An 11,371-nucleotide genomic window follows, 5' to 3' on the forward strand; every position below is an offset into this window, starting at 1 on the left:
AAGTCGAGCATGTTGTCGAACTGGCGCGCGAGCTGAGTGAGCTCATGCTCGTCATCCAGACCTAATTGTCCGATGCGCTTGTCTCTGCCCGCCTGCACGGATTTAACCACGTGGTGAATCCGCTCAATCGGGTGGAACAGGTCTCGCGAACCACGATACACAATCATCCCAGATATGAGCAGCAAAGTAAGAATGGTGAGACTGATTTCGCCAAGGTTGGTGATGTAAACTTTGATAAGCGGCCAGATCAGATACCCTGTATAAAGCATGCCAATGACATCGTTGTACTGGTTGTAAATGGGTTGGTAAGCGGTGATGTACCAGTCGTCATATACATAAGCGCGGTCGATCCAGTTTTCTCCCCTGTCCAGAACCGCTTCTTTAACCTGAAGGGAAACCGTTGTGCCAATTGCTCTGCCTTTGTGTTCCTGACTGTCCAAAGGCACGTTGGTACTGATTCGCAGGTCATCCATGAATAAGGTTACTGTACCGATTTGAGGCTGGAGTGCGTTGGGTTTGGCGTAGATCAGGTCACGGATTTGGTCGACCAGACCGGTGCTGTTATTAAGCAGCAAGCCACCATCGAGATACCCCACAACCCGTTGGTCTTCATCTTTTACTGGCAATACACTTCGACTGATTAAACCACGAGTTTCCACCCCTTCTCCGTTTAACAGAGGAATCTGGGCTTTGGTCGCGAGGTCGCGGTTGAATTCTTTCATCTGATCAACGGTGAACACGTCGAAGAAAGACGCTTTCTGAGCGAGTAACTCTTGGTTGGTTGAGTGTTCAATAGGGATCCAGCGAAGAAAATCAAGCTGGTAACTGTGCTTTTGTGCCGATACCCAGTCCCCCAGTTCGAGTGCATCGCGATGAGCCGACATCAACCGAATCTGAAATGGATAGGAGTTTGCCAGCGATTTCATACTCTGGACTTGTTTGTCCTGAAGTATCTGAATGCTGTTGTCGGCTACAGAAAGCTTTTCGGAGACATTCACTAAGGCATTCTGCCAAGTGTAATGGGTCGACCAGTAAAAAGTGATACCCACTAAGGCAAGCAATGTCAGTAATATTGGGGCTGACGTTAAGAAAAGTAGCCTGTAGCGCACCATTGACTTAAGGCGCAGTCGCCAGACTTTGAATACATTAGATACACCGGGTTTATTATTCGGCATCGTCCGATCCTTCTGATTCCCATTCTTTGTATTTTCGTTCTAGGGTTTTTCGAGCCACACCTAACTGCCGGGCTGCAGCAGATTTATTGCCATCATGGTGGCTCACTACTTGCTGAATGTGTCTTTTTTCGACTTCTTTTAAACTCCATTCGTTGGGGTAACCAAGGATCTCGTCGCTTCGAAAATCCGGAAGCTTAGGCATAACGGTTTCTAGTGACGTTGTCACTGATACAGTTGGCTGAACGGGCTGCGAATAGTCTGCGTTCAGTTCTCTCCAATGATGCGCTGGCGGCTTGCCAAGCAAAATACATCTTTCCATTAAGTTCTTGAGCTCACGAATGTTTCCTGGCCAGTCGTAGTCGTGCATGGCCAGTATGTCTTCGTGCGCCCACTTGGGTTCTGGCATACCGAGTTCTTTCGCTAACGACTTGGTAAAGAATGGAACAAGATCGATAAGGTCAGATTTACGTTCTTTAAGTGGCGGAACATCAATTTTCAGTACATTCAGCCGGTAATAGAGGTCTTTTCTGAAAGTGCCTGCTTCGACCTCATCTTTCAGATTTCGGTTGGTTGCCGCGACAATCCGGACATCTACACTGACTTCTTTTTCACTACCGACAGGTCTTATGGTTCTTTGCTCTAGCACCCGTAATAACGACGATTGCATCGCGATGGGCATTTCACCAATTTCATCCAAAAACAACGTCCCACCACTTGCCACGCGAAACAGACCTTCACGGCTTTTCTTCGCTCCGGTGAACGCACCTGCTGTATGACCGAATAGCTCACTTTCCAACAGTTCAGGCGCGATTGCGCCACAGTTTATCGGTACAAAAGGACCTGTTCTTCCACTTGCAGCGTGTACCCCACGCGCAACTAATTCCTTCCCTGTTCCCGACTCTCCCTCTACCAGAATCGACGCACGCGATGGTGCAAATTGTCCCATTAACTGTTTGAGTGACTTGGTTTTTTCTGAATTGCCAATCATTTCACTGCTGATAAGACGATTGACATCTCGGGTGAGTGCGTGATGAAGACGTGTTGCCAGCCTTTTATCCATGCATCGCTGCACTGACTGCAACATCTGTTCCAAATTAAACGGTTTGAGTATGAAGTCAGTCGCACCGAGCTTAAGTGCGGTTATCGCGGTTTCGAGGTCAGCATATCCCGTCATAAAAATCACATCACAACGACGGTCGTCATCGTTAAATGCTTCTTTCCACTCTATACCCGAACGACCCGGTAAGTTGATGTCCAGAATGATCAGGTCGTAATGATTTTCCTGTCTGAATTTTTCGGCCTGCTCGATGCTGCCGCAGCAGTCGACTTTGGAAAACCATTTGCTTAATGCCTTTTTCAATATGGCTTGCATGCCTGTTTCATCATCGACTACCAATACAGAAAACGCCTGATACTTACCAACATGGTTGGGTTGTGATTGAGAACTGGAAAGATAGGGATCGTGTGAAACTGACATATATGGCTCATTTAAGGTCTGTTGAACTGGGACAGAGTGTACCAATCAAGATCAATACAAAAAGAAAGTATGTGCGACATTTTGTCCTAGCTCAAACTTTTCGATTGTATTCCGGTCGCCAATTGAACGACCTACTTCACAGAAACAGGCTAAATTCATACCCAAGTGTCTTGGGCTTACTTGGGTATAGTTGGCACTGAGCTTGCTATATCCCTATAAGCATCATTGATATGCCTGACCACCAAACGTATTGAATCCGTTTTGGCTGGAAGTAATAAGAAAAACGTCTAACAAAAACAAAAATGGAATTGAGTAATGAAAAAAATAGCGATGACCCTCGCCTTTTGTACAACTGTCAGTTATCAGGCTTTTGCCGACCAGGAAAAACCTCATATTCGTTTAGCGACGACCACCAGTACTTACCACTCCGGTCTTCTCGACTACCTGCTACCAGAATTTGAAAAGGAAACCGGCTACAAGGTTGACGTGATTGCAGCTGGCACGGGGAAATCTCTGCGCATGGGACAAAATGGCGATGTCGATCTTGTCATGACCCACGCGCCTAAAGCGGAAGCTAAGTTCGTTGAAAAAGGCTACGGCGTGCTTCCCCGCTCCCTTATGTATAACGACTTTGTGGTCGTAGGACCTAAGAATGATCCTGCGAAAGTTTATGGTGGCAACGACGTGGCTAAAGCGTTCAAACATATCGCGAATAGTCAGTCGACGTTTGTTTCTCGCGGTGATGATTCAGGAACGCACAAAAAAGAGCTTAACCTGTGGGCGCAATCTTCTATTGAACCGAACTTTGGCGGCTATCGCTCGGTTGGGCAAGGCATGGGTCCAACGCTCAATATGGCGTCTGAAATGCAGGGATACACGCTGACCGACCGCGGTACATGGCTCGCATATAAAAACAAGGTCGATTTAGGCATTGCCGTTGAAGGTGACCAACGTCTGTTCAATCCTTATCAGGTCATTCTGGTTAACCCCAAACGCTACCCAGACATAAATTATCAAGGTGCTAAAGTTTTCAGTGACTGGTTAGTAAATTCCAAAGGACAAACTTTGATCAACAGCTTCAAGCTACAGGGCAAACAGTTGTTTGTGGCAAACGCAAAGAGTGAATAACCGTGAATCTATGGCAAACCACATTAGAAGCATTGCAGTTGCTGGTCAGCTTTGACCCGCAACTCTGGACGATTGTCACGGTATCGTTCAGCGTTTCTCTGTCTGCGTTAATGCTGGTCATTGTGCCTGCTATACTTTTTGCTTTCCTCCTTGCTTATTGTGAATTTCCCGGTCGCTGGTTTGTTCTTTCACTGGTGAACACCCTTCAGGCTGTGCCCACGGTTGTCATTGGTCTTTTGCTTTATATGATGCTTTCAAGAGCAGGACCACTTGGCGACTGGCAAATGTTGTTCACTCAAAAAGCCATGATCTTCGGGCAAATGCTAATTTGCTTCCCCATACTGGTTTCTATGATGCACGGTGCACTTCAGTCCAGTGACAAAAGGGCTGTGGAAACATCTTTAACACTGGGTGTATCCATTCCACATGTAGCGGTCACTTTATTGTGGGAGAACCGGTTCCCACTGATGGCCGCAACCATTACCGCTTTTTCCCGCATCATTACCGAAGTGGGCTGCTCGATGATGGTGGGTGGAAACATCATGGGAGTGACTCGAAATATTCCGACGGCGATTGCTATGGAAAGCCAGAAAGGCGCATTTTCTCAGGGGGTTGCCCTGGGCATTGTGCTTCTTTCACTCGCCTTATTACTCAACTTCACCCTTTCCTCGGTTCGGGGTAAAGGCTATTTGCGGACTTAGGAGGCAGAGGGATGACGCTAAAACTGTCTGCGCGCAACTTATCGATGCGGTTTAAAGATCGAGTTCTGTTTTACATTCCTGAAATTAAAATAGGACCAAACGAAGCGGTTTACCTGAAAGGTGATAACGGAGTTGGAAAAACCACCCTGCTGAAAATCTTTGCTGGCTTGGTGGAACCAACGGATGGTGAGATTGATTTCCCCTCACCTTTCTGGTTCAAACGTGCCCTTGGTATTCGTACCCGTCGAGACATCATTTACCTGCACCAGTCACCCTATCTATTTGATGGTACGGTGTATCAAAACGTTGCGTATGGCGTAAAATACGGTGGAGAATGCAAGCTGGAGAAGCGTAATCGGGTCATTACGGCGCTAAGAATGGTTGGGTTAGAAACTTTGGCTGAAGAACATGTGTCTTTGCTCTCCGGCGGTGAAAAACAAAGAGTCGCCATGGCAAGAGCGTGGATTCTTAACCCGTCTATTTTGTTAATGGATGAACCAAGTGCCAGTCTGGATCAAGAATCGATTGATCGATTGGTGGTAATGTCAAAAGACTTATTAAGCCGTGGCGCGAGTCTGGTGATCACCAGTCATCAAAGTAATGCACTGACTCAGCTATGCCAAAAACAGTGGTGTATAGAAAATAAATCACTGTCAGAAAAACCATTATTACAACTCATACAAGAGAAGCACTATGCAATTTCCAACGCAAATTAGTTGGGTCATTTTAGCTGGCGGAAAAGCAACACGAATGGGTGGACAGGACAAAGGTCTGGTCACCCTTAACAACATTCCTTTGATTGAGCATGTTCACTCGATTCTGAGTGAACAAACAGACGATATCCTCATTAATGCGAACCGAAACCAATCACAATACGCCCAATACGCGAAGGTGATAAGTGACGAATTTGCAGACTTCCCCGGACCACTTGGTGGCATCCACGCTGGTCTCCAACACGCCAGCCGTGACTGGGTTGGTTTTGTGCCTTGCGACAGCCCGAAAATTTCAAACGATCTGGTTTCACGATTTCAATCGGCTATTCAGGTCGATTCTGACATTTTAGTCGCACACGATGGCGGTCATTTACAGCCCGTTTTTACGCTTTTCCATAAGCGTGTTCTGCCTAAACTAGAAGCATTCCTTGAGCGAGGCGACAGAAAGATCGTTCTGCTTTATGACGAGTGTGTTACCCACCGAGTGGATTTCAGCGACGTAGCAGAAAGCTTCATTAACCTGAACACACCAGAAGAATTACAAGAGTTTGGCACCCTATTATGAACGTAAAACAAGCGAACAACCTGCCTGTACTGGGCTTTGCTGCTTATAGCGGAACCGGAAAGACCACCCTTCTTGAGTCTCTGCTGCCTAAGCTTACGGAGAAAGGTATCCGAATTGGTGTACTGAAACACGCTCACCACAATTTCGATGTCGATAAGCCGGGGAAAGACAGCTACCGCCTGAGAAAGGCGGGCGCAAGCCAGATGTTAATCAGTTCACGCTATCGTCATGCTCTGATGACAGAAACTCCCGATTCAGAAGCCTACTTCGAGTATTTGCTGTCGCGCTTTGACCACAATGAACTGGATCTAATCTTGGTCGAGGGCTGTAAAAACATTGCCTTCCCTAAAATCGAGCTTAACCGAGAAGAAGTTGGTAAGCCTTGGCTGCATCCTAGTGATGACAATATCATCGCGATTGCGAGCGACAGAAAAGTCGAATCGCCTCTTCCTCAAATGGACATCAATGATCTGGACGCCATTGCCGATTTTGTCATCCAATTTTCACAAGACAGCAGCGCTGGGGTGAAGCCAGCTTCAACCGAAGCTTGTTGCGATACGCTTTCTCCGGCATTTCTTTCGGTAGAACAAGGGAGAGAGGCGATACTCAGCACCATTACTCCTCTAAGCGACACCAACGAGACATATTTGAAGAATGCTTATGGACATGTTCTGGCTTCGGATGTGCATTCCCCGATTAATGTTCCTGCTTACACCAATTCTGCGATGGATGGTTACGCAATCAGAAGTGATGACATAGGGCGAGCTGAATTTCAGATCGTTGCCGAAGTCATGGCAGGAAATGCATTCAATAGCAATCTTGAAGTCGGGCAAGCGGTAAAAATTATGACGGGTGCACCTACCCCAAGTAACGCTGATACAGTTGTTATGCGGGAGCAGGCAATAGAAAATAGTGACATTGTCACATTTGGTGATGCATCCATAAAGGCTGGTCAAAACGTTCGCCAAGCGGGAGAAGACCTTGCAGAGAATCAAACCGTATTTCAGCAAGGCAAGCGCATTGAGTCGGCTGAAATGGGCATGTTAGCTTCCTTAGGTATCGATACTTGCCACACATTTCGCACGGTCAAAGTGGCACTCTTCTCAACAGGCGATGAGGTTCAGGCTCCCGGGGAACCGCTAAAAGATAACTGCATCTATGATTCGAATCGACTCACCCTATTGGGAATGCTTGAGCGACTGGGTTGCGAGGTGATTGATTTAGGCATTTTGGAAGATAATCAGGCGAGTATCACTCAAGCCCTCAAAGATGCGTGCGTTGATGCCGATGTCATTATTACTTCTGGTGGTGTATCGGTTGGGGATGCAGATTTCATCAAAAACGCTCTTGAAGAACTGGGCAGCATAGATTTCTGGCGCATCAGTATGAGACCGGGTCGCCCACTGGCTTTTGGAAAGATAGGAAACAAGCCGTTCTTCGGGTTGCCCGGCAATCCGGTAGCCGTGATGGTGTCTTTCATCAACTTTGTTGAGCCTGCACTTCGTAAACTTCAGGGTGAGACAGACTGGACCCCATTGAAAGTGAAGGCTATCGCCACTGAGAACTTACGTTCCCGTCAGGGAAGAACGGAATTTAGCCGTGGAATTTACAATGTAAACTCAAATGGGCTACTGGAAGTTAAAACAACAGGAAAACAGGGGTCAGGCATATTACGTTCCATGAGCGAAGCGAACTGTCTTATCGAAATTTCACCTGAAATCGATACGGTGAAAACGGGTGAAAGCGTCACCATCATCCCGCTTCAGGGAAGAATATAATTGGCAACGTACTGCTGTCTTGGTAGAGTGAGCCCAAATTTTCCAGATGAGTTTAAACGATGGCGCGTACCATTATTTACACATATAAAAAGCAAGAGAAAACCCTACTCTTCTCTTACGAAAAATTTCGTAGCATTCATGAAGCGGTAGCCGATGCTGAAGGCATTGATATTTCAGACTATTTAAAGATGGAACAGCAAGTTGAAGCCGTTTCTGATACCAAAGCCGTACGTGACTTTCGAGACAATCATTTCAAGAAACTGGGTTTTGGAAAGATAACCCTAGCTCAGAAAGAAAACCTAGGTGTTGGGAAGAAGAAATCTTAAAAATCCTTGTAAAAAAGAGCCGCGAAATATCGCGGCTCTTTTAGTTTTGGGTTTTAAGACCCTAAATTATTTGATATTCAGGAATGCAGCACCACGTACACCACCTGAATCGCCGTATTTGGCTTTCACAATTTTCGGTGCTTTGGCAATTGAAAGAAGGTATTTAGGCACACGTTTCGGCATTTCTTCGTAAATCAGGTCAAAATTCGACAGTCCGCCACCTAGTACCACTACATTCGGATCAAACGAGGTAAACAGGTTACCCAGGCAAATTGCCAGAAGTTCCATAAACCTTTCGACGTGCTCTACCGCTTTCTCTTCGCCTTCGGCATGCAATTTGATAAGTTCAACCGCTTTGATACGTTCACCATAGTAGTGCTCGTACAGCAGTTCAAAGCCACGACCCGACAGGTAGCTGTCCAGAGAGCCTTTCTTACCACTTCCGCAATCAAACAAAGGAGCGTTATCCCCTAGATGGAACCATGCATCAATAGGTAGACGTGTATGCCCTATTTCGCCAGCAACGCTGTTGAGACCAGAATGGGTTTTACCTTCAAAGACAAAACCGCCACCAAAACCTGTACCCAGGATAAGACCCATAACGACTGGTTCATCTTTTAAGTCTTCGTCCATCGCTTCAGACAGTACAAAACAGTTCGCGTCGTTTTCGATTTTTACGCTTCGACCAATTTTTGCTTCCAAATCACTGCGCAGCGGTCTGCCTTTTGCGGCTGGGACGTTGACAGTCAATACCGTGCCGTCGTCCGCGTTTTCCATACCCGGAATGCCAATGCCGATAGTACCTTGAGTGCCAAATTCAGCGTCGTATTTCGCGACCAAACCCGCGATTGTTTCGACCAGCTTTTCGTAATCGTCACCGGGAGTCGGAACGCGCTCAGTTGCCTGACGTTCCAACTTGTCATTAAACGCCCCAAATTCAATCTTGGTGCCACCGACATCAAAGCCGTAGTACATGTTTCTCTCCTGAATACGTATAAATGGTGTAATTTAACTACCCATGCATTATCCACAAACCGCGCGCACAGTCCGTGATATAGCACCAATTAATGTTGTCAGTAAGTTTAACTGGCGACTCTGTGCTCAATGTTTGCGGTGCATTCGAGGTATTTGGTTAGCATGGGTTTACTGAGGTCTGGTTTTATTCTTGTTTTGCTGAGTAAGTAGCTTTCTTTGAACACATCAAACCACAAAGACAAGGTTTCAGACGCTTGCTTTTCGTTAAATAACGCCAACACCATACTCGCCACCTCAGCAGTAGCCAGGTGAGTTTCATTATCTGATTTTCTCATCATGTAACTTGAAACGGTTTCTGGACGAATAGACAACACAGGTAATCTGGACAGGTATTCTGATTTTCTGAACATCTTTCTTGCTTCGCGCCAGCTTCCATCAAGAAAGATCAAAAGAGGCGTTTTGTCCGAATGAAAATGGCGAACGGACGGGTCTTCTATATCAATAAGACGCGACTTTTCATCAACATAGTCTTCCGGAAAAACAACGACGGGCTGATATTGGTCGTCTTCAAGCAGTCGAATCAAAGCTTCATCAGGTTCTGTGCGCGTCCATTGAAAGGCGTAAGTTTCTTCAACGGTGTCTGCTATCAGCCGACCCGTATTACTGGGTTTCAGAATCTCGTTATCCGACATGATGATCAAAGCCGCGACTTTAGTGGCAACTTTGGGTTGGTGTTCGCAAATACAATGTAGGGTAGCGACCTGACAGTATTGGCAACGTACAACTTTTGCACCACGGGCATTAAAAGGCTTTGTGGCTTTCGCAAGACGTTGCTGAAAAAGAGAGTGAACTTGGTGGATGCGCATGAAAACGGACGAATTGAAATTTTGGGCAATTATATATGCTGCTTGCCTCTTTGTGCAGAGCTCACAGATAAATTAATCAGTATGCGCGTATACTGAAGCAACACGCTAATTAAACAGGCGTATCAAAAGGACGTATAAATGGAAGATCCAGCAATCATTCGATTAAGCTTTTTTATTGGCGGGCTACTGCTGTTTGCCTGTTGGGAGTATTACGCTCCACGTAAAAGCTTAACTCAAAGTAAATGGACTCGCTGGACGAACAACCTGGGGTTGGTGGGGCTGAATAGTATTTGTCTGGCGATCATTATGCCCATCGTTGCCTTCGATAGCGCATTGCAGGCACAACACTTTGGAATTGGCTTGTTTCATTACTTTGCCCTTCCCTGGTGGCTGAATGTTCTGTTGTCTGTTATTTTGCTGGACTTCGCCATCTACGTTCAGCACGTTCTGTTTCACAGGCTTCCGTTTTTGTGGCGCTTGCACAGAATGCACCATGCCGATCAAGATATAGACGTCACCACCGGAAGTCGTTTCCATCCTATCGAAATCATCCTGTCGATGTGGATCAAAATATTGCTTGTGTTGGCACTCGGTGTATCCCCAATTGCGATTGTTGTGTTTGAGATTATTCTTAACGTCAGCGCAATGTTCAATCACAGCAATGGGAAGTTGCCTTTAAAACTGGATAGCTGGTTGCGGACCTGGTTGGTCACACCGGACATGCATAGGGTTCATCACTCTGTGGTCGTCAAAGAAACGCATTCAAATTTTGGCTTCTTTTTATCTATCTGGGATCGATGGTTTGGAACCTATCGCGATCAGCCAAGCAAGGGGCATCACGATGTAGAAATTGGGCTTCCTTTATTCAGAAAGCCCAAAGAGCAACATTTATGGAAGATGCTTACTCAGCCATTTAGACACGATTAAGCGAGTTCGTATTTGTGGAGCATTGCCTGTTGATGTCCGGCAATATCCGCTACCTGTTCTGCGCTTTCTATCATGGACTCGAGTTGAAATTTGGTGTTTTCACCCAGCTCTGAAATTGACTGAATGTTGTTGTTCACGTCTGTCGTCGAGCGCTCCTGTTGCTCAGTCGCGACCGAGATTTGTTCAACACGTTGCTTTATTGCTTCTACTGAAGCCTCAATTTTCGCGAAGGTTTCTTTCACATCTAAGCTGGATTGCATTGCCTGGGACATTTCTTTTCGGCTATCCGTTACGCTTTGCTTGGCTGTCGCTGCGGCACTGTGAAGTGCTTCCATCATTTCGCGAATGTTAGTGGTCTGGCTGCTGGTATCGCTGGCTAGTTTTCTTACTTCATCGGCAACAACTGCAAACCCTCTGCCCTGCTCTCCTGCCCGGGCGGCTTCAATGGCGGCGTTTAATGCAAGTAAGTTGGTGTTTTCAGCAATACCGCTTATCAGGTCAACCAGTTCGCTAATCTCACGGACTTTTCCGTCCAGCTCGACCATAGATTCTTCATTGGTGGTCAATGTGGTATCCAGTTTTGCTAGGCGACTGGAGTTCTGCTCAATGACTGATGAACCTCGAACTGATTCCGCTGCTGCGTTTCTTGATTCATCGTTCGACTCCGATGCGACTTTGGCAATTTCTCGAATGGCGCTTTGCAACTCACATACAGTAGAAACCATTTCGTTTAAAGAGTG

12 protein-coding genes are annotated in these 11,371 nt (G+C 46.4%); 7 read left to right on the forward strand and 5 right to left on the reverse strand.

Annotated elements, in window-relative coordinates; genetic code table 11:
* Both RH89_RS06375 and RH89_RS06380 read right to left on the reverse strand, forming a co-directional pair.
* Nucleotides 1-1,175: cache domain-containing protein (locus tag RH89_RS06375; RefSeq protein WP_004400383.1), on the reverse strand; the 1,175-nt coding region annotated here is incomplete at its 3' end.
* Nucleotides 1,165-2,652, reverse strand: a complete 1,488-nt coding sequence (locus tag RH89_RS06380) for a sigma-54-dependent transcriptional regulator (protein ID WP_004400387.1) — start codon at nucleotides 2,650-2,652, stop codon at nucleotides 1,165-1,167. The genes RH89_RS06380 and RH89_RS06375, both read right to left, overlap by 11 nt.
* A gap of 315 nt (nucleotides 2,653-2,967) precedes the next feature.
* On the opposite strand from RH89_RS06380, the gene RH89_RS06385 reads away from it, so the two are divergent.
* From RH89_RS06385 to RH89_RS06410, 6 genes are read left to right on the forward strand one after another with little or no spacing between them, the layout of a single operon-like run.
* A complete protein-coding gene (locus tag RH89_RS06385; RefSeq protein ID WP_004400388.1) occupies nucleotides 2,968-3,780 on the forward strand; it encodes an ABC transporter substrate-binding protein in 813 nt (270 codons plus the stop codon).
* A gap of 2 nt (nucleotides 3,781-3,782) precedes the next feature.
* Nucleotides 3,783-4,481 carry an ABC transporter permease gene (locus tag RH89_RS06390; RefSeq protein WP_004400389.1) on the forward strand — a complete coding sequence of 233 codons (699 nt, stop codon included), beginning with the start codon at nucleotides 3,783-3,785 and terminating at the stop codon, nucleotides 4,479-4,481.
* Between the two features lie 11 nt (nucleotides 4,482-4,492).
* A complete protein-coding gene (locus RH89_RS06395; RefSeq protein ID WP_004400390.1) occupies nucleotides 4,493-5,197 on the forward strand; it encodes an energy-coupling factor ABC transporter ATP-binding protein in 705 nt (234 codons plus the stop codon).
* Nucleotides 5,175-5,759: a molybdenum cofactor guanylyltransferase MobA gene (gene mobA / locus RH89_RS06400; protein WP_004400391.1), complete on the forward strand. Its 585-nt coding sequence runs from the start codon at nucleotides 5,175-5,177 to the stop codon at nucleotides 5,757-5,759. Before RH89_RS06395 ends, mobA begins: the two co-directional genes overlap by 23 nt.
* Nucleotides 5,756-7,537, forward strand: a complete 1,782-nt coding sequence (locus tag RH89_RS06405; protein ID WP_004400392.1) for a bifunctional molybdopterin-guanine dinucleotide biosynthesis adaptor protein MobB/molybdopterin molybdotransferase MoeA — start codon at nucleotides 5,756-5,758, stop codon at nucleotides 7,535-7,537. The genes mobA and RH89_RS06405 overlap by 4 nt, the downstream gene beginning before the upstream one ends.
* A gap of 59 nt (nucleotides 7,538-7,596) precedes the next feature.
* Nucleotides 7,597-7,863, forward strand: coding sequence for a DUF2960 domain-containing protein (locus RH89_RS06410; RefSeq protein WP_004400393.1), 267 nt, complete (start codon nucleotides 7,597-7,599; stop codon nucleotides 7,861-7,863).
* Between the two features lie 66 nt (nucleotides 7,864-7,929).
* Here RH89_RS06410 and nagK read toward each other — a convergent pair whose 3' ends face one another.
* Together nagK and RH89_RS06420 are read right to left on the reverse strand one after the other, a co-directional pair.
* Nucleotides 7,930-8,838 (reverse strand): N-acetylglucosamine kinase, encoded by a 909-nt coding sequence (gene nagK, locus RH89_RS06415; protein ID WP_004400394.1) that lies wholly within the window; start codon nucleotides 8,836-8,838, stop codon nucleotides 7,930-7,932.
* A 107-nt stretch (nucleotides 8,839-8,945) separates the two neighbouring features.
* On the reverse strand, nucleotides 8,946-9,704 hold the full coding sequence (locus RH89_RS06420; protein WP_004400395.1) for a tRNA-uridine aminocarboxypropyltransferase: 759 nt from the start codon (nucleotides 9,702-9,704) through the stop codon (nucleotides 8,946-8,948).
* A 138-nt stretch (nucleotides 9,705-9,842) separates the two neighbouring features.
* Between RH89_RS06420 and RH89_RS06425 the strand changes: the two genes are divergently transcribed.
* Complete coding sequence (locus RH89_RS06425) at nucleotides 9,843-10,631, forward strand: sterol desaturase family protein (protein ID WP_004400396.1); 789 nt, start codon at nucleotides 9,843-9,845, stop codon at nucleotides 10,629-10,631.
* Here RH89_RS06425 and RH89_RS06430 read toward each other — a convergent pair.
* Nucleotides 10,628-11,371 (reverse strand): methyl-accepting chemotaxis protein (locus RH89_RS06430; protein WP_004400397.1); only part of this gene is annotated, 744 nt, incomplete at its 5' end. The two genes, RH89_RS06425 and RH89_RS06430, sit on opposite strands and share 4 nt — an antisense overlap.

Source organism: Vibrio nigripulchritudo ATCC 27043, assembly GCF_000222685.1.
GTDB lineage: Bacteria > Pseudomonadota > Gammaproteobacteria > Enterobacterales > Vibrionaceae > Vibrio > Vibrio nigripulchritudo.